Source organism: Polynucleobacter sp. IMCC 30228 (assembly GCF_021395205.1).
Taxonomy (GTDB): Bacteria; Pseudomonadota; Gammaproteobacteria; order Burkholderiales; family Burkholderiaceae; genus Polynucleobacter.
On record NZ_JAJVCS010000002.1, the window covers coordinates 230,219 to 249,690 of the forward strand.

17 protein-coding genes are annotated in these 19,472 nt (G+C 44.8%); 9 read left to right on the forward strand and 8 right to left on the reverse strand.

What is annotated here, in order from left to right:
• Positions 1–100: 100 nt before the first annotated feature.
• Complete coding sequence (trxA, locus tag LZT21_RS04995; protein ID WP_233923936.1) at positions 101–427, reverse strand: thioredoxin TrxA; 327 nt, start codon at positions 425–427, stop codon at positions 101–103.
• 81 nt (positions 428–508) lie between these two features.
• On the opposite strand from trxA, the gene LZT21_RS05000 reads away from it, so the two are divergent.
• Both LZT21_RS05000 and LZT21_RS05005 read left to right on the forward strand, forming a co-directional pair.
• Positions 509–3,487: a PD-(D/E)XK nuclease family protein gene (locus LZT21_RS05000; protein ID WP_233989640.1), complete on the forward strand. Its 2,979-nt coding sequence runs from the start codon at positions 509–511 to the stop codon at positions 3,485–3,487.
• A complete protein-coding gene (locus tag LZT21_RS05005; protein WP_233989646.1) occupies positions 3,484–7,050 on the forward strand; it encodes a UvrD-helicase domain-containing protein in 3,567 nt (1,188 codons plus the stop codon). The genes LZT21_RS05000 and LZT21_RS05005 overlap by 4 nt, the downstream gene beginning before the upstream one ends.
• Here the strand turns inward: LZT21_RS05005 and LZT21_RS05010 are convergent.
• Complete coding sequence (locus LZT21_RS05010; RefSeq protein WP_233923939.1) at positions 7,043–7,678, reverse strand: flavin reductase family protein; 636 nt, start codon at positions 7,676–7,678, stop codon at positions 7,043–7,045. The two genes, LZT21_RS05005 and LZT21_RS05010, sit on opposite strands and share 8 nt — an antisense overlap.
• 168 nt (positions 7,679–7,846) lie before the next feature.
• On the opposite strand from LZT21_RS05010, the gene LZT21_RS05015 reads away from it, so the two are divergent.
• From LZT21_RS05015 to hpaH, 6 genes are read left to right on the forward strand one after another with little or no spacing between them, the layout of a single operon-like run.
• Positions 7,847–8,824: a tripartite tricarboxylate transporter substrate binding protein gene (locus LZT21_RS05015; RefSeq protein WP_233924084.1), complete on the forward strand. Its 978-nt coding sequence runs from the start codon at positions 7,847–7,849 to the stop codon at positions 8,822–8,824.
• Positions 8,825–8,863: 39 nt separating this feature from the next.
• A complete protein-coding gene (locus tag LZT21_RS05020; RefSeq protein ID WP_233923940.1) occupies positions 8,864–9,247 on the forward strand; it encodes a RidA family protein in 384 nt (127 codons plus the stop codon).
• 4 nt (positions 9,248–9,251) lie between these two features.
• The gene (locus tag LZT21_RS05025; protein WP_233989653.1) at positions 9,252–10,124 is read left to right on the forward strand and encodes an amidohydrolase family protein; all 873 of its coding nucleotides are present in this window, start codon (positions 9,252–9,254) and stop codon (positions 10,122–10,124) included.
• Between the two features lie 27 nt (positions 10,125–10,151).
• Positions 10,152–10,802: a fumarylacetoacetate hydrolase family protein gene (locus LZT21_RS05030; protein WP_233989661.1), complete on the forward strand. Its 651-nt coding sequence runs from the start codon at positions 10,152–10,154 to the stop codon at positions 10,800–10,802.
• On the forward strand, positions 10,799–11,590 hold the full coding sequence (locus LZT21_RS05035) for a fumarylacetoacetate hydrolase family protein (protein WP_233989668.1): 792 nt from the start codon (positions 10,799–10,801) through the stop codon (positions 11,588–11,590). The genes LZT21_RS05030 and LZT21_RS05035 overlap by 4 nt, the downstream gene beginning before the upstream one ends.
• Before the next feature lie 7 nt (positions 11,591–11,597).
• Positions 11,598–12,401 (forward strand): 2-oxo-hept-4-ene-1,7-dioate hydratase, encoded by an 804-nt coding sequence (gene hpaH, locus LZT21_RS05040; RefSeq protein ID WP_233936153.1) that lies wholly within the window; start codon positions 11,598–11,600, stop codon positions 12,399–12,401.
• Positions 12,402–12,559: 158 nt separating this feature from the next.
• Here the strand turns inward: hpaH and pcaF are convergent, their stop codons facing one another.
• Genes pcaF through LZT21_RS05065 form a run of 5 tightly spaced genes read right to left on the reverse strand, consistent with a single transcriptional unit; the run spans position 12,560 to position 17,000 of the window.
• Positions 12,560–13,777, reverse strand: coding sequence for a 3-oxoadipyl-CoA thiolase (pcaF, locus tag LZT21_RS05045; protein WP_233989670.1), 1,218 nt, complete (start codon positions 13,775–13,777; stop codon positions 12,560–12,562).
• Positions 13,778–13,781: 4 nt separating this feature from the next.
• Entirely contained in the window at positions 13,782–15,035 is a 1,254-nt protein-coding gene (locus LZT21_RS05050) for a CaiB/BaiF CoA-transferase family protein (RefSeq protein WP_233923946.1), read from the reverse strand.
• A 3-nt stretch (positions 15,036–15,038) separates the two neighbouring features.
• Positions 15,039–16,016, reverse strand: coding sequence for a tripartite tricarboxylate transporter substrate binding protein (locus LZT21_RS05055; RefSeq protein ID WP_233989673.1), 978 nt, complete (start codon positions 16,014–16,016; stop codon positions 15,039–15,041).
• 49 nt (positions 16,017–16,065) lie between these two features.
• On the reverse strand, positions 16,066–16,506 hold the full coding sequence (locus LZT21_RS05060; RefSeq protein ID WP_233923948.1) for a MaoC family dehydratase: 441 nt from the start codon (positions 16,504–16,506) through the stop codon (positions 16,066–16,068).
• 20 nt (positions 16,507–16,526) lie between these two features.
• The gene (locus tag LZT21_RS05065) at positions 16,527–17,000 is read right to left on the reverse strand and encodes a MaoC family dehydratase (protein ID WP_233923949.1); all 474 of its coding nucleotides are present in this window, start codon (positions 16,998–17,000) and stop codon (positions 16,527–16,529) included.
• A 271-nt stretch (positions 17,001–17,271) separates the two neighbouring features.
• Here LZT21_RS05065 and LZT21_RS05070 point away from each other — a divergent pair, with 271 nt between their 5' ends.
• The gene (locus LZT21_RS05070; RefSeq protein WP_233989675.1) at positions 17,272–18,285 is read left to right on the forward strand and encodes a tripartite tricarboxylate transporter substrate binding protein; all 1,014 of its coding nucleotides are present in this window, start codon (positions 17,272–17,274) and stop codon (positions 18,283–18,285) included.
• Positions 18,286–18,321: 36 nt separating this feature from the next.
• On the opposite strand, the gene LZT21_RS05075 is transcribed toward LZT21_RS05070, so the two are convergent.
• On the reverse strand, positions 18,322–19,464 hold the full coding sequence (locus LZT21_RS05075; protein ID WP_233936159.1) for a mandelate racemase/muconate lactonizing enzyme family protein: 1,143 nt from the start codon (positions 19,462–19,464) through the stop codon (positions 18,322–18,324).
• Positions 19,465–19,472 lie beyond the last annotated feature (8 nt).

The following is a 19,472-nucleotide window of genomic DNA, read 5'->3' on the forward strand; positions in this document are numbered from 1 at the left end:
ATGAATACTACACTAAAAAAGGCAAATAATAGAAAAAAAACGGTATTTCATCAGCTCAGCCCTGATTGGATCAATGGGTGAGCTAATGAAAGTCTAGACTTTATATATGACTATCGATAAACGCGGTCATTTGCGATTTTGCCAATGCGCCGACTTTTTGAGCGGCTACAGCCCCGTTTTTAAACAGAATTAAGGTGGGAATGCCACGAATATTAAATTGTGCTGGAACCCCTTGATTTTCATCAACATTCATCTTGGCAATTTGCAATTTATCGCCATATTCTTGGGAAAGTTCTTCTAAAATGGGGCCAATCATTTTGCAGGGCCCGCACCATTCTGCCCAAAAATCGAGCAGTACAGGTTTATCCGATTTCAGCACATCTTGTTCGAAAGATGCGTCACTAACATGTTTAATGCCGGCACTCATGAAAATTCCTTCAATAGATAGATGGGTAGCGTTAAAAGCTTATATTAGCATTTAATGAACCCACCCTTTCCCCACTTAATAATGCCCACGTTTAGCAACGCTGCGACCATTCATGCGTGGCAGGTAGCTCCGAACGGTACTGCTTTAGAGACTTTGGCAAAAGGGATTTGGCAGTGCGCAGTACAAACGGGTCAACGCCCTTTGGTTGTACTCAGTACGGCAGGGCCTGTAATTGGCTTGCGAGCTGGTCTTGAGCGGTATCGCCCTCAAGACTTAAGTGCAAGTGTTCAACCTGGAATTGCCTTCTTGCCTCAAGTAATGAGTAGTAACGATTGGTTAGAGGCTGCACCCAAAATTTGGTCTTTACCGCCAGCGCAAAATGCTTTGACCCGTTGGTTGGCGGTGTATGCAACCCTTAAGAAACACCCACAATTACAAGCTTGGTTTACCGCTGACAGCGAAGCGGGTACTTGGGGTTTAGCCCAAGCCATTATTGAGGCTTGCGACACCTTATCAGCAGCTGCCTTGCCCGAGTTACAAAAAGCCCTCGATTTATCAACGCAAAATTCTGCCACTTGGTTGGCCACCCTAGAACCTATTTTAGAAAAAGCTTTAGCTGCAGCATACCCAGTTTTAGCCCGGCAAGTGGTTGATAAAGAGGCGCAGGTCTTACTGAATTTTTGGCGTTATTTAAGTGGCGTAGGCGATCCCATATTTCGGCGGCATTTTGCCATGGCAGCGCATTTACAAGCAGCAAAAGAGTTGAGAAGCGCAGGGCAAGGAGTCTATGCACGGCCGCTGATTTGGGTGCAAACCGCCGATGCTAAACCCATTGAACAAGATATAGTACAAGCGTTTTTAAATGATTATGCGCAGCATGCAGTAGTTGTGCAAATTGAAATGGCTTGGCAAACCGTAGCCCTGTGGCCCGAGGCGCTTGCTGCGATATCCGCAGAGCGGCTTGAGCAAAACCATGAAGCCCAAACTGCCGAACACATTGCACACAATTTAGCTCATGCGCCAATGAAAAATTGGCGATTAATATCTGCGCGCAGTTTTGAAGAGCTGGCATGGGCTGCAGCCCGCAGTATTGAAGAGCAAGTGATGGCTGGCAAAACCAAGATTGCTTTGGTCGCCCAAGATCGTTTAGCAGCTCGTCGCGCGCGCGCTTTATTGGCGCGCCTTGGGCCCGCGCTGAATATTCTCGATGAAACGGGCTGGAAACTATCTACTACCCGCGCTGCTGCAGCTTTAAATAGTTGGTTGGTTTTATTGCGGGCGCCCGAGCAAGGGCCAAGTGCGTTAGATCTTTTAGAGTTTTTAAAAAATCCATTTTTAAATTTGCCGCATTGCTTAGGGCAATCTCCAGAGAATTGTGCTGGCTTAGTAGCCGAGCTAGAAGACCTTTTCATTGCGCGACAAGCGCAAGCGGGATGGGAAACATTTTATTTGGCAATTGAAGGGGTCTCGGCATATTCGTCAACCACGGCACCAAACCCACTGCTGCTGCAATTAGTGCAATGTATTCGTGGGCGCTTAAATACTTGGCAGAAATTAAAGTTAAGTTGTGCAACTGCGTACGAAGCGCTGATTGCAGATTTAGAAATATTTGGAATGGCTCAAGGTTTAGAGCAAGATTCTGCTGGTCAACAATTATTAAATGTTATACATGGCTTTGATTTGGGCTCAAGTGATTATAAAAATCAAAAAATGCGCTTGGGCGAATGGTTGAGTTTATTAAAAACGGTAATTGAAGAAGCTGCTTATGAAGAGTCTGGAAGGGAAGCAGCTGCGAGCTTGAGCATTTTGCCATTAAGCTCGACGCGTCTACGCCAATTCGATGCCGTAGTGGTAATAGGCTGCGATGAGCAGCAGCTACCTGCTTATGCAGACCCCCCTTTATTTTTTTCAGAGGCACTAAATTATTTTCTGAAGAGCTCAACAATTACTGCGCAATACATTCAACAGGCTAAAGATTTGTCGCAATTATTAATGAGTTGCCCGCAGGTAGATTTACTGTGGCAAAGCAAAACGAATCAAGCAGAACCATTGGGACCTTCACCCTGGATTCAGCGTTTACAGCTGGACTTTCCGCTTTGGCAAGTACAGCCAGCAAGGGTTAATCTTCGTGCTGGTAAAGCCCAGCCTTTACAAATGGCCAGCGCGCGTTTAAGCCCCGACTTGCCGATGCCCTTATCAATGAGTCCCAGCGCTTATCGGGCTTTACGCGATTGCCCTTACCGATATTATGTGCGCAGTTTATTAAACCTCAGAAAGCTACGCGACTTCGAAGAGGGTTTTGATGCTTCTTTAGCAGGACAAACTGTGCATAAGGTATTGCGGCAATTTTATGACGCACTTAAAAGTGCTGAAATGCAAACACATCTGGATCTTGAGAAGAATCTGGTAGTACGACGCCAATGGATGCTACAAAATTTATCGCAAATTTCTGAGCAGGTTTTTAAACGTTTAATTGATGGTGATGCCAGAGTCTTAGGGGTCTTACGCGATTGGCAAAAACAAATCCCCAGTTTTGTTGATTGGCAATTAGCACGTGAGGCAAATGGTTGGCAATTCATGAATGCCGAGACTCCCGTAGGGTTTGATTTAATGTTTCAAGATAGCAATGGGATTGAGCGGGCCATGCGCATTGAAGGACGCGCTGACCGGTTTGATACCAATATCCATAACCAAAGTGCCGAGGTGATTGACTATAAGCATCAGCGTCTGGATAAAATTATTTCGCGTGCTGAAAGCATTTTAGAAGATCCCCAGTTATTAATTTATGCGCGCGGCGCCAATGAAAGTCGGCTTTTTCCAGCGCATCAAGTAAACCTGGCTGCATGGGTTGCCTTAAGACCGACTATTAAAGCTGGACAAGAAGAGGTAGAACGCGCGTTAACACTTGAGCAAATGCCTGAACTCATGAGCGAGTTTAATGAGCAACTCACTGAAGATCTGACTCAGTTATGGTCGGGCGCAACGCTGACAGCTTTTGCCCCTGACGGGGTGTGCTTGTATTGCGAGGCACGCGGCATCTGTCGCAAGGGGGTATGGTGAGTGATTTAAACGCCGCTTCGCCAATCCAATTTGATGTTGCGCTTGCATGCGATCCGCAACGCAGTGTAGTGGTTTCGGCCTGCGCTGGTAGCGGGAAGACGTGGTTATTAGTAGCCCGCATGGTACGTTTACTGCTGGCAGGTACTAAACCACAAGAAATTTTAGCCTTAACTTTTACACGTAAAGCCGCACAAGAAATGCGCGCTCGACTGTATGGTTTGCTCGCACAATTTGCCCAAGCTAGCGATACGCAATTACTTGATGAGCTAACTAAGCGGGGGTTAAGTGCAGCACAGGCTACTGCTGCATTGCCAGAAGCAAGGGCTTTATACGCCAAGGTTTTAGCTAGTCCGCAAGGGATTGTGATTGATACTTTTCATGGCTGGTTTGGGAGGTTATTAGGTGCCGCACCAATTTCTACAGGAATTCAGCCGGGCTTTAGTTTGCGTGAAGATAGCAAGCGTTTGCAGGCAGAGTGTCTCGACGATTGGTGGGGGGATTTACCCGTCACTTTAAAAAATCATTATGACGTACTCTTGGCACATTTAGGTGCACACGAGACTCAGCAATTTTTACTTGGGCACTACAGCCTCTTTAAACAAAGAGGTGCATGGGCTTTCTATGCCGAAGCATGTGCGCAAAAAGGTATTACACCATTGCAGCAGTTAGAACCAGATTTACCGCTGGTAAAAAAACCTAATCCACTTTTAGCCCTGTGGAATGCACCTAATATCAAAGCAGATTTAGATTTACTGCTACAGTGTTTTAGTAATAGCACAGCTACCGATGCTAAATCAATACCTGCGCTCGAACTCGCCATAGCATGCAAAGTGCAAGGCGATGATTTAATGACTGTAATTCATCAATTTCAATTTATTTTTTTGACGCAAAAATATTATATTCGCAGTGACAATAATATAGTTTCAACTCCTTTAAAAGCTTACTTAAAACAACTTGGCATTGCAGCAGAAAAAATACTTAGTATTAAGCAATCTTGGGGTGAAGCCTGCCTTGCTTATATCTCATGGCAAAAAGATCAAGTTGCGTATGCGTTAAATCAAGCCTGGTTTGCAATGAGTGCAGCAATGATGGAACACCTAAAACAAAGTAAAGAAGCATTGCGCGTGCGTGACTTTGATGATTTGGAAATTGACGTTAGTCGGCTCATGAACCACGCAGTTAATGCGGCTTATTTACAAGCCCGTTTAGACGCTAAATACAAACATATTTTAGTCGACGAGTTCCAGGATACGAATCCCTTGCAATGGCAAATCTTGCGCTCGTGGCTTGATGGATATGGCAATGATGAATCGAAGCCTAGCGTTTTTATTGTTGGCGATCCGAAGCAATCGATCTATCGGTTTCGCCGCGCTGATCCTAGATTATTTCAGGAGGCTGAAAATTTTCTGCAGCAAGAATTAAAGGCGGTGACCTTAAAGCAAAATACTACTCGCCGCAATGCCATGAAAGTAAATAAGGCTGTTAATGCTATTTTTATGCGTGATCAGTTGCCCGAGGGCTATCCATTTGTTAGTCAAACTACGACTTGGAATACGCCACCTATTCAATTAGATGATGCCAGTAAGCCAAATGAAGCTATTTTAAAGATGCCATATTCACTACATGGTGAGGCAGTATTGTTGCCCTTAATTCCGCTGGATGTTAATGAGGCTTCCCCGCGGAAGGGTAGCGCTTTTGAAGCGGCAATTGTCGATGTTCGGCAAACTGCTGATGTTCTGCAGCGCTATACCGAAGGGAAGAGAATTGCTGAACTTATTCATCATGTGCTGCAAACCCGAATGGTTTTGGACACAGATAGTGTTGAGCCCATTTGGCGAAAACCGCAACCTAGCGATTTTTTAATCCTCGTAAAACGGCGTAAATATATCCCGCAATTTGAACTTGCGCTGCGTGAAGCGGGCCTTGCTTTTGAAAGCTCTCGCCTTGGGGGTTTGCTGAATACCCTTGAGGTAGATGATTTAATCGCCTTACTGACCATTTTGGTCACGCCTCGGCATGATTTACCCCTAGCCCAAGTATTACGAAGCCCACTTTTTAGCTTTAGTGAAGAGCAAATGCAAATTTTAGCTAGTGCGATGGCCACGCAAACTTATCGCTCCTGGTGGGATGCCTTACAACATTCAGCAGATCATGAGATTCAGCAGGCTGCGCGTTATTTAGAGCATTGGCGAATATTGGGTGAGCGCTTGCCAGTGCATGATTTATTGGATTGTATTTTTCATGAGCGCGATTTGCGGATGCGATACGCGCAGGCATCAAAAACAATTGACCGCCCGCAAGTACTTGCTAATTTAGATGCATTTATGCATGTTGCACTAAATCTAGACGGCGGTCGTTATCCAAGCTTAAGTCACTTTATTGCCGAAATAAATTTGCAACGACGCGGAGATGACGATGAAACTCCCGATGAGGGGGAGGTTGACTTTAACCTTGGAGATACCGATGCGCTAAATGATATGTTGGAAGAGGAGCACCAGCAACGCGTGCGCTTAATGACGATTCACGGCGCCAAAGGTCTAGAGGCCCCGTTCGTAATGGTGCTCGATGCAAACCATACTGCAGGCACCCACGAGCACCGCGGGGTATTGCTTGATTGGCCTTCAAATCAAACTAGTCCAAGTCATTTATCGATGTACACCTTAGATACTTTAACTAGTCCCCGCAGGGAAATTCGTGATAAAGAATTGGTGATTGCTAAAAATGAAAATTGGAACTTACTCTATGTGGCAATGACTCGCGCTAAACAGGGTTTATGGATTAGTGGGGTGGCTCATTCCAAAGGCAATGACATAGGCGTTGATGAAAAATCGTGGTACAGCAGGGCGCTTCAAGGTAATTTACCCTTGCTTGAAGAGACTTTATTAGCGCCAGTAAGGGTAGCTAGAGGTAGAAACGAAAAAAAGATCCCGCAAGATAAAAATCAGGCCGAGGCAGCATTTTCAATCGATGATTTTCAAATCAAGTGGGAGGCGGCAAATGCTCACCATCAGCAGTTAATTGGCAAGATTGAAGACGGCATAGTTTTAGATGCTTTTGCTTCTGCAGCAGAAGAGGCTGAATTCAATCCGGATATTTTGGAGCAAGGTAAGCATTTTCACCGGCTAATGGAGTCCTTTTCCATGCAAACCGGTGTTACACCCGCTAATTTGCCCGATGTGCAAGAGCTTGCTGTTTGGTTCAATATTGATATTGAGCTTGCAGCTCGCGCGCTCGAGCGCGCCCGAACCGTATTAAATGTACCGGCACTTAAGACTTACCTCACGTCTGGTGAGTGGATTGCCGCATGGAATGAACTGGATCTTGTGAGTACTAGCGGTAAAAATTTTCGCCTGGACCGCTTAGTAGAATTTTCCGATCGCTTAGTCATACTGGATTTTAAGCTGACGATTCCTTTAGCCGGTGATGCTAAAACACAGGCCAGAGCAGATCAGTATCGCGCACAGTTGAATAATTATGCGCAAGAGCTCACGCGAATTCGGCCAGACAAAGTCGTTGAAGCTTATTTAATCTCAGCATTAGGGGAAATGGAGCAGATTATTTAATTACTGTTTTGGGTGTTTGAAAAATCGACTTTTGCGAAATTACTGATCCTAGTCCAGCGTAGTTTGGCCCACCTAGGCGTGCGACTGGACGTAGTTGAGCGCTATCAATTTTATAATTCTGAATTAAATCTGGGCGAATATGAAAAACCACGATTTCCCCGACAATAAATTCAGAGCCGGTATCACCATAGGATGTCGCAGAGTGAAAACGGCACTCCATGCTTGCGGGCACGTTTGTCAGACGAGGAACCTTCACTTTTTCTGAGGATATGGTTGTTAGCCCTAGTAATTCAGCTTCACTGCATTCCGGCGGATGCTCTACAGCACTTTCATGAATCATGCTTATCATGGTTTCATCAGCGATATTGACCACAAACTCACCGTGCTCGTATATATTTCGCGCTGTATCCTTCATTTTTCCATCTTTACGGCCAACGTTAATGCCAATCATCGGCGGCTTGTTTGAAACAAAAGTAAAGCAACTATAGGGAGCAAGATTAATAATTCGCTTTTCACCGGAAAGAGGGCCTAAAGTGGTAACCCAAGCAATTGGGCGCGGTACAACAATGCCAGCCAGCAATTTATAGGCCTGTTCGGGGTTTATATCGCATGAGTGAATATGTTGCATCGGAGAAATCATAATCTTGCTGGCCTATAAGCTATTATTTGAGATAAATTTGGAATAAATAAGCCGCGAAATAAGGCTTACTTAGGGAAATTCTATTCTAAACTGATGATGCAGATATAAGAATTGATAAAAAGCATATACTTTTACATTCACTATTAAAATTACATGATGACACCTCTAAAAAAATATATTTTGCAATTTAGCTTACTAATTGCGACGGCCTTATTTCATTCCCTTGCTTTTGCCGTGTGGCCAGATAAGCCGGTAAAAATTATTGTTCCTTATCCACCCGGAGGCAATGTTGATGTTGCCGCCCGCATCATAGCTCCAGAATTAACGACCGTTTTTGGGCAACCTTTTGTCGTGGAGAATAAAGCTGGGGCAGGAGGCATGATTGCTGGGGAATTCGTTGCTCGTTCAGCACCTGATGGCTACACGCTATTTATGGCGGCTAATGGCCCCTTACTCTTTAGTCCAATTATTTTTGGTAAAGATGTATATAAATGGAATAAAGACTTTGCGCCTATCAGTTCAGTTTCCTATACGCCCTTAATTCTGCAAGTTAAGCCATCATTGCCGGTTAAAACGCTAGGCGAATTTATAGCCCTCGCCAAGAAAGAGCCCAATAAATTAAATATGGCCTCACCGGGTGCAGGCACCACTAATCATTTGGCTAGCGAGCTACTACAGTCTCTTACTGGCGCGCAATGGAATACCGTGCACTACAAGGGCAATGCTCCGGCTACGGCCGATCTGTTAGGCGGACAAGTTGATTTTAATTTTGATCAAATTTCAGTTGCATTGCCATTCATCAAGGAAGGCAAAGTTAGGGGTTTAGCGGTGACATCGCCTAAGCGAATTACGTCAATTCCTGATGTGCCTACTTTTGCCGAAGCGGGAGTACCGAGCATGGTAGCGGTAACTTTTACTGGCTTGCTTGCGCCTAAGGGAACGCCAAATGAAGTTTTAGAGCGCTTAAGTGAGGCTTTGCAAAAAATATTGCAACAAGCAGTTATTAAAGAAAAGTTTGAAAAATTAGGCGCAGAGGCGCGTGGCAGTTCACCTAAGGCATTTACTGCCTATTTAACTGAAGAGGACACTAGGTGGACGCCTATTATTAAGAGTGCGCGCATTAAAGCTGATTAATTGCTTTTCACTCGGCAGCCAATTTAAGAAAAAATGAGTATGAAACGTAAAAGTATTTATGCGGAAGGTTTTAGTCATAAAAATCCAATACCTGCAGCGTGCCAAGTTGGCAATATGTTGTATTCAGGAAGCATTCAAGGAACCGATGCGTTGACAGGCGCCTATGGTAAAACTATTGATGATCAATGCCGTTTGATGTTCGCCCATGTCGAGCGGATTATTAAAGCTAGTGGTGCATCAATGGAAAATATTATTAAAATGACGGTTTGGATGAAAGATCGTGCGCAGCGAGCACCCCTAAATCAAGTTTGGCTCGAAATCTTTCCTGATCCAGCCTCACGGCCAGCTAGACACACAATGCAGGCTCCATTAGATGGAGAAAAATTAATTGAGTGCGATTTTATTGCAGTGCTAGACCTGTAACTAGATGAAGAATTATCACCCCTTTAACCCGCAGCCGACTGCGCCATCCAAACCGCCGCCTCCCTTCAGTTGCGATAGTCAGTTTCATGTGTTTGGTCCCCAAGATAGGTATCCAATTCGTGTTGGTGCAGCTTATGAGATGCCAACAGCAACTATCGAAAAGGCTCTCGAGTTACATCGAATTTTGGGTATTGAGAGAGGGGTCATCGTACAGGCTACGACTTATGGTGTAGATCATCAGGTTGTACTGGATGGCTTAGCTTATGCGGGCGCTAACTATCGTGGCTGCGCTAACGCAATTGTTTTACTCGAAGGTAGTGATGCTTATATAGAACAACTTCATTCTGCTGGTGTGAGGGGAGCCCGATTTACAAGACAGGGCTTAGGCATAACGATGAGCAATGCAGATTTTGATCGGGCTATAGGTAGGGTGCGAGAGTTAGGTTGGTATGTCAAATTTCAACCTGAAACTGCCGGCATCTTAGAGCAAGTTGGCTTATTCACTAATTTAGATATGCCAGTTGTTATTGATCATATGGGTCGAAGTGATGTTAGCTTGGGCAGCGTCGACCCATCGTTAAAAAAATTATTAGATTTATTAAAGCAAGGTAATTTTTGGGTAATGTTGTCATTAACAGAAAAACTTTCTAAATCTGGATTGCCCTGGGATGATGTCTTGCCATTGGCTCATCAATTGATTGAATCCGCCCCTAATCGCATGATTTGGGGGAGCGATTGGCCTCATCCATTATCAGTAAGTCCGCCACCAGATGAAGCGCTCTTAATAAATCAACTTTATAAATACGCACAGAATGATGATGCACTTATTCAGCAAATTCTGGTGGATAACCCGGCTACATTATTTGGTTTTAAATAAACAGCTATTTTTAGAAATGGGTATCAGTTGAAGACTGTCATTGGCGCACTATTAAATTTTCAAGGAGTTTGGGATCAGTACGCTCCAATAATGAATCAAGAGCCACATAACAAGCCGCCTCTATACCCAGTCTTATATATCAAGCCTGTTAATACCTGGAGAAAATCGGGTGAGCCAATTATGCTGCCGGCAGGGATTCAGGAAATCGAAATTGGAGCAACGCTGGGCATTGTGATTGGGAAAACAGCAGTGCAAATTGAGGAGGCTGCTGCATTCTCATATATTCAGGGTTACTTAATAGCTAACGACGTAACTATTGCCCACGAGAAAATCTTGCGACCACCTATTAAACAGAAATGTCGCGACAGCTTTTGCCCAATGAGTGAGATGATTATTGCTTCTGATATTAAAAATCCAAATAATTTTAATATTAGCGTTTACATAAATGACGAACTTAAGTTACAAAATTCTACTAAAAATTTAGTCCGCCCAATTGCTAAACTGCTTGCTGATATTACAAAATTTATGACTTTAAATGAGGGGGATGTTGTTTTGGTAGGTACCCCGGAAAATTTACCTCTTGCACGAGCTGGCGATAAAGTTTCCATTGACATTAGTTGTGAAGGTAAGAGCATTGGGCATCTGGTTAATTTTGTTAAGCAGGAGCTTGTCTCATGAAACATGCGCGCGTAGCTTATGGTGGTGCACTTCATCAGGCAATGATGCTAGCCGATGGAATGCTAAAACTGGAAGATGGTAGGGTGCTAGCTGAAGACCAGGTGGTATGGTTGCCGCCACTGCAACCGCAAACTATTTTTGCCTTGGCATTAAATTATGCTGATCATGCCAAAGAGTTAGCTGAAAAATCTTCAAAAGAAACTGGTAGCTTTCTCAAGGCCCCAGTTATTGAGCCAGTGATATTTTTGAAGGGCCCAAATACGCTTATTGGCCATCAAGGCTTTACTAAGCGGCCTGAAGGCGCAGAATTTATGCACTATGAGTGTGAGTTGGGTGTAGTAATTGGTAAAGTAGGCAAACGAATTGCCCGGGCAAACGCGATGGATTATGTAGCTGGATATACTGTTGTGAATGACTATGCAATTCGTAATTTTTTAGAAGGTTACTATCGCCCCAATTTACGGGTTAAAAGTCGTGATACGTGTACTCCAATTGGCCCCTGGCTGGTAGACAGGGATGACATAGCCGACCCCATGAATTTAGTTTTAACTACTCATGTCAACGGGGTATTGACTCAAGAAGGCAATACCAAAGATATGATTCATGATATTAGCGCTTTGATTGAATATATTAGTGATTTCATGTCCTTAAATCCTGGTGATGTGATTATGACCGGCACTCCAAAAGGCTCTGTCGATGTATTTCCGGGAGACCAGATAATCTGCGAAGTTGAGGGTATTGGTAAATTAGTCAATACCATCGTTGCCGATTGGCAAGTTACAACTTAGGGCAAAAATGTTATCACCAGAAATCATTACTGAGCTTGCGCACGAGTTATATACTGCAAGAAAAAAGCGGCAACAAGTTCGCCAGTTTTCTGGCCGTTTTCCGGTAATGACGATTGAAGACGGCTATGCGATACAAAGAGCGTGGGTCAAGCTCGAGCAAGCTGATGGGCGGGTAATTAAAGGCCGCAAAATTGGTTTAACTTCACGGGCTATGCAGCAGGCTAGTCAAATTACTGAGCCTGATTTTGCCCCTTTAATGGACGATATGTTTTTTAAGGCAGGCATTGATATTGCTATCGATCAATTTATTGCCCCCCGTATTGAGGTCGAATTGGCTTTTGAGTTAGGCAAGCCTTTACGTGGCCCCAATGTTACGACTGAGGATGTTTTGGAGGCCACGAAATATGTCATCCCTGCACTTGAAATTATTGATGCACGCATTGAGCAATTTGATCGAGACACCAAAGTGATGCGCAAAGTATTTGATACGATTTCTGACTTTGCTGCTAATGCTGGCATTATTCTCGGAGATCAGCGGGTGAAGCCTGACGCGCTTGACCTTCGTTGGGTAGGCGCTATTTTGTCGAAAAATGGTGTGGTAGAGGAAACCGGCCTTGCTGCTGGTGTGCTGAATCATCCTGCTACTGGCGTAGCTTGGTTGGCCAATAAGATTGCTCCTTACAAGGAACAATTAAATAGCGGCGATATTGTTTTGGCTGGCTCATTTACCCGCCCGATTACTGCTGTAGCTGGCGATGAAATTGCTGCAGACTATGGCCCATTGGGGGCAATTCATTTCCGCTTTATTTGAAGGTTTCATTTCAAATACCAATTGGCGTTGCCCTCACATCACTCTGGGCCCTAGCCAGCTAAATTAGCCCCTTAGACGAGAGCAGGACTATTAAGCTAATACCTAGTAAGGCGAATAACCAAGTGGGGAAATTGTAGAATAGATAATCAAGGATCATGTCAAACCCGTTCAATTACCAATGCTATTCCTTGTCCAACACCAATACACATAGTACAAAGGGCATAACGCAGCTTTTTTTCTTCTAGTTCAACTAGAGCAGTGGTAATTAAGCGCGCGCCACTCATTCCCAAAGGATGACCTAGGGCAATAGCGCCCCCATTCGGATTAACGCGTGCATCATCATCGGCAACGCCCAGTTCCCGAAGTACTGCAAGACCTTGTGCAGCAAAAGCCTCGTTTAGTTCGATCACGTCGATTTGATCAATCGTTAGCCCTAAGCGCTTAAGTAATTTTTTTGTAGCGGGGGCGGGGCCATTACCCATAATGCGTGGCTCGACTCCAGCAGTAGCCATGCCAAGAATTTTGGCTCTAGCTTTGAGGCCATGTTTTTTAAGCGCCTCTTCTCCTGCAAGCAGAAGGGCGCAGGCCCCATCATTAACACCCGATGCATTTCCTGCGGTAACTGTGCCATCAGGGCGAACGATGGGCTTCAGTTTGCCAAGCGCTTCTAATGTTGTAGCGCGGGGATGTTCATCGGCAGAAACAACAATGGGGTCACCTTTTTTCTGTGGAATGACAACCGGAGTAATTTCTTTTGCAAGGCGTCCACTTGCTTGTGACGCCGCTGCTTTATTTTGACTGCGCAGTGCCATCTGATCTTGATCAGCCCGATTAATATTAAAGTCTACCGCTACATTTTCTGCGGTCTCGGGCATTGAATCAACACCATAAGCTTGTTTCATGAGGGGATTAATGAATCTCCAGCCAATCGTCGTATCTTGAATGGAGTTCGTTCTTGAAAAAGCTGACTCTGCTTTGGGCATCACAAAAGGTGCTCTGCTCATACTTTCTACACCGCCAGCAATCATGAGCTCAGCTTCGCCAGCCGCAATGGCTCTTGCCGCAGTACCGACCGCATCCATCCCAGAGCCACAAAGGCGATTAATCGTCGCGCCAGGTATGCTGGTTGATAAGCCAGCAAGTAAAGAGCTCATTCTGGCCACGTTGCGATTATCTTCACCTGCTTGATTGGCGCAACCATAAATCACATCTTCTACCTCATTCCATAATACTGACGGATTGCGCTCCATTAAGGCCTTGATAGGAATTGCCCCCAGATCATCTGGCCGCACGCCTGATAAAGAACCGCCATAACGACCAATCGGCGTTCTGATTGCATCGCAGATATAAACGGGCAGCGTATTTTTTGAGTTCATTAGCTTATATTATTTTTTTCTTTTTAAGATCTTGTACTGCTTTTTCGGAGTACCCCAAAATATTAACTAGCACCGCGTGATTTGAATCGCCTAATTTTGGGGGCGGGCGAAGATATTGTGGAGGAGTACCTTGTAGCCTAAGTGGGCTGGCAATAGTTGCAACTGTTGCCCCATCGGGATAGGCGGTATCAATCTTCATTTTTCGATAAATTACCTGCGGGTCTTGAAATACTTGTTGATAATTATTGATCTGCCCACAGGGCACATCAAATTGTTCTAACACTGAAATCCATGCTGCTGCTTTTTTCTTGAGCATGGTTTTCGCTAGTTCTGGCACAAGTTCAGAGCGTCCAGTAATTCTGCCGGTTACTTTACTCCAGCGTTTATCTTGGGCTAGGTCGGGCCGCTTAATGGCTTCGCAATAGCGCTGCCACTGGGTATCATTACCTACGGCGACCACAATTTCACCGTCTTTGACAGCAAAAACTTGATAGGGAACAAGGCTTGCATGGGCATTGCCATAACGAAAAGGAATTGTCCCATCGGCAAAAAATCCGGTTACTTGATTGCCGCCAAGGGCAATAATGCCATCGAGTAGCGCCATATCGATATATTGACCTTGGCCGGTTTCATTGCGGCTATTGAGGGCTGCCAGAATGGCAATTGAACTGTACATGCCAGTAATCACATCAGCAATAGCAATGCCTAATTTTTGTGGGCCACCACCTGGTAAAGCGTCAGCCTCCCCAGTAATACTCATCATTCCACCAATGGCTTGAAAGACAAAGTCATAACCTGGTTTATGCGCATTGGGTCCATCTTGACCATAGCCGGTAATAGAGCAATAGACTAAACGGGGATTTATTTTCTTCAGGCTCTGATAGTCCAGGCCGTAACGTTTCAGGTCGCCAAGCTTATAGTTTTCTATCAAGACATCACTAACTTTAACTAATTCTTTTATTATTTCCTGACCCTTTGCGGATGATATATCGAGGGTAAGGGATTTTTTACCGCGATTAGCAGCAGCGAAATAACTAGAAATGCGCTGCTCATGAATGGTTTCTGTCGGATTGATCCAAGGCGGCCCCCAGCTACGGGTGTCATCACCGCATCCTGGCCGCTCAACTTTAATGACTTCTGCTCCAAGGTCGGCTAAATTTTGGGTACACCAAGGACCAGCGAGGATGCGCGATAAATCAAGTACGCGGATATGCGCTAAGGCACCAATAGTTGGCTTAGCACGGGCTTTTTTTAACATGGATTACTCAATTTTAATATTGCTATCGGTGATTACCTTGGCCCATTTATTCATTTCATCGTCAACATACTTTGCATACTGAGCTTGGTTCATGCTGCCTGCATCTGCGCCTTGTTCAGCAAATTGATTTTTTACTTGGGCGCTTTGCAGAGCAGCTAAGACATCGCTGGAGATTTTACTTAAAAGATCGGGAGCCATTTTAGGCGGCGCATACATGCCAAACCAAGCCGTTGCTTCAAAGCCTTTCAAACCCGCTTCACTGATGGTAGGTACATCTGGTAACGCAGCAGCGCGGGTGAGGGAGGTAACACCAAGTGCCCGTAACTTGCCCGATTTGATGTGTTGCAATACGCCAGGTACAGAATCAAACATCACTGAAATTTGATTGCCTAAAAGATCGTTTAGGGCAGGTGCAGCGCCCTTATATGGCACATGAACCATATTGATGCCCGCCATCGCGTTAAATAACTCACCAGAGAGATGATTCGCCCCGCCTGTTCCTGCAGAGCCAAACATAACCTTGCCAGGGTTCGCTTTAGCATAGGTAATTAATTCTTTGACTGTTTTTGCTGGAAATGCGGGATTGACAACCAACACATTAGGTACGTTTGCCACCAAGGCAACTGGCGTAAAGTCGGTGCGGGTGTTGTACTTCAGGTTTTTATATAAATTCGGATTAATGACATGATGTGTAGCTGTCACCATGAGGGTGTAGCCATCCGGCGGCATCTTCACCAGTTGCTCGGAAAATACTGTACCGCTTGCACCCGCTCTATTTTCAACTACGACAGATTGCGACCATTTTTTGGTTAATTCATTGGCTAGAATACGAGCGAGGATATCCGTTGTGCCGCCGGGTGGAAATGGGACAACAATTTTAACTGGGCCATTGGGAAAATTTTGCGCTAAAGCGCTAGCTCCGACAATTGCGAAACTGAAACCTAATAAAAGATTGCGTACAAATGTATTTAGTTTGCTCAATTGCCTAACTCCTTATTGTTAACCTAATATGCGTCATTTCGCCACTTCATTACGACGCGAGGGGAAATTCAACTAAGGCTTCGCCAACGGCAATTATTTCATTTCGTTGATTGTTCACCGCGATGTCTAATGATACCCACTGACCTTTTTGTGTGGTTTTGACTGCAGTGATGACGGCACTAGGGGTAATTGTGTCGCCTGGTTTCACTGGTGACTTCCAACGGGTTTCTAAGCGCCGGTGCACTCCGCCTTGGGGATATACCCAGTCGGTGATCATTTTGGAGATGACTCCAAAATTATTCATGCCATGCATGATGATGCCGTCAAATTTGGTTTTACCAAACTGTGTTTGCATGTAATTATCATCAAGATGTAAGGGATTAAAATCGAGCGAAGCTTCACAAAATTCACGTATCGATTCTCTTGTAGGGTAGAACGGCGTGCCCTGAATTTTGTCTCCAATATGACATTTTTCTAATGCATGACTCATTAACTTGATCTCATTATTTTTTATTGTGGACGAATGGTCCAACCACGCCCCGAGCAGATTACTTCATTATTTTGATTAAAAAAGACATTGTCATGAATGACGAACAAACGCTCCTTTTTTATAAATTTATCCAGTGCTCTTGCTTCAAGGCGGATAACATCATTTGGCCGCGCTGGAATGTTATAACTCCACGATTGACCGGCGTTAATGGTTCCCGGGCTTCTCATCCAATCGTCGGCTGGGGTACAAGAAAACATTAAAAGAATATGAATTGCAGGCGGGGCGATGATGCCTTTGTAAGGAGTGGTTTTTGCATAGGCTTCATCAAAGTAGAGTGGGTGAGTATCGCCAATGACTTTGCAATATTTTTGGATTGCTTCAAGCGTAAGGGTGTAAGGAATTGTTTTTCTAGCTTCGCCCGGAATAATGTCATCCCAGCTCTTGCGAATTTTTTCATCCTTCCAGAAATCTGTTTCAAAATTACTATTTGACATTGCTCTTTTCAATTGTATTTAAATAGAATATGACGACTGCTAAGCAGACTATAGCAATCGAATCATGGTTATGCTAGGGTGTTTAAATTAGCCTGTCAAGGGATCAACATTTAGTGAACTATTTTCTATGGGATGCGCTGAAAAAAATCTTTCCCTATTATTCTCAATGGTTTAGGTATATTCTGCCGAATTCCTAAAAACCTAGTACTTACCCGCTTTTTTCTGGGAATTACCTATGATATGGTTAAACAAAATAGACATAGGAGACTGTATGACAAGTAGATTATTAAATAGCTGCTCTTGGTGCCGTACAACTATATTGTTGGTTTTAGCTTGCGGCATAAGCGGTATGGTAGCGATGAATTCCGCATTTGCTCAGCCATATCCTAATCGGCAAGTTACTTTAATTGCGCCTTATGCTGCTGGTGGCGATAGTGATTTTTCTGGACGCAATTTAGCTGCCGTTGCGACCAAATTAATGGGTCAACCTTTAATCGTACAAAACGTGGTGGGGGCTTCTGGCACCATTGGCTCAATGCGCGTTCGAAACGCTGCGCCTGATGGCTACACCTTACTTATTTCGCGTGGCGGTTCACAGGCCATTACGCCTGCCTTAGATAGTAAAACGCCTTATAAGTGGAATGAATTTACGATGATTTCTTTATTGGATTTTAATCCGGTTGTGTGTGTTGTCAGGCCCGATTCACCCTATAAAAATCTGAAAGAATTATTAGAGGCTATTCGCACGCAGCCGGGCAAATTAAATTACGCTACTGCTGGGCCCGGTACGACCCAGCATTTAGCGGTTGAGGTCATGCTGCGCTCAGTCAATATTCCTTCAAGCTCTGCAGTTATGATTGGTTATAAGGGGGGTGGCGAGGCAACTGCAGCCTTGCTGGGCGACCAAGTGCAATTTTTATGTAATAACCTAACTACCTTAGTAGGGCAAATTAAAGGGGGTGCAATGCGCGCCTTAGTATCTTCTTCTGCCGAACGGCTAAAAGAATTCCCTGAAATTCCTTCCGCGCGTGAAATGGGTGTGGCCCCATTAGAGCAAGTAATGGGTTGGAGCGGCTTATATGGTCCCCCCGGCTTACCTCCAGAGGTGGTCAATAAATGGGTTGAAGTGCTGAAAAAAGTGGCGCAAGATCCTGATTGGAGTAAAGGCAATAACACTGTGGCTGCAATTCCGGCTATTCGCTCGCCAGCCGATACCGAAAAATTTGCTCGCGAGCAAGTTGAGTTATATGAAAAGTTAGGTACCGCGCTAAATTTACGTAAGTAATCAACAGCAAGCCACTGTTAATTCTGCCTAATTTAATTAATAGTGGTGCGGCACTTGAAATTCTTTTAATGTGGCCAGGTCTGGAGTAATACCCAGTCCTGGAAGCGCATTTAAGGTGATGCAACCCTGATCAAGTTTAGGTAGTTGGGGCGCTAAAAGTTCGCGTAGCGGGTTAGGATTAGCGTCGACCTCAACAAAGCCAAAGGTATTTGCACTTGCTTTGAGATGCATCGAGGCTATTAAGCCAATGCCGCCGCCTAACCAATGGGGGCAAAACATATTTTTACTTTTCACAATCGCTTGGCCAAGTGCTACGCCAGCGCTAAAGCCGCCCCATTTACCCATATCGGGCTGCAGGATCGCAAAGGCCTTGCTCTCTATTGCATTGGTAAATTCGAGCATGCCCCGCATATTTTCCCCAGCAGCTAATGGGATGGGCGAATGTTTAGCCAATTCTTGCCAGACGCTTAAAGCACTATCTGCTGCAATGGGCTCTTCTATCCAAAAAGGTTTGTAAGCGGCCAATTGCTGAATGCATTCACTCGCCTCTGCTGGTGTCCAAGCTTGATTGGCGTCGAGCATCAGCGGTGTATCGGCGCCTAGTAAGGCCCTTAAATTAGCTAAGTTAGCAAGGTCACTTTGCGGGTCAAAACCAATTTTTAATTTAAAAGCCCGATACCCCTCCGCCCATTTTTGGGCCGTAATTTTTTCAGGGTTACGTGGATTAATTCCTGAGGCATAGACCTGTACGGTAGGAGAGCCATTAAAAATTTGCCATAGGGGTTGCTGTAATTTTTTGCCGATTAAATCCCACAGGGCCATATCGATGCCAGCAATGACTTGGGCAATAGGGCCAGGCTCACCGCTTTGCAAGCTTAAGATATGCAAATCTGTAGTCAGCGAAGAAAAAACTTGCTCTGGCGACGCCCACGTTTTACTGAGTAAGAGCGGGGCAGCTGCGGCTTCAAAAAGCCGTGCGCGATGCTCAGCCCCAACGGTGGGGAAATTACACCAAATTTCACCCCAGCCTAAATTACCATCGCGATCCTCGAGCATAAGCACCAATGCGGGGCGATTATGCATGAGGCCAAAGGAAGTTTGCACGGGCTCGGCAATGGGCGCACGGTAAACGATTGCATGCGCTTTAACTAAATCAATTGGGGGCAGATTCTGCAGCAAAGATCTCC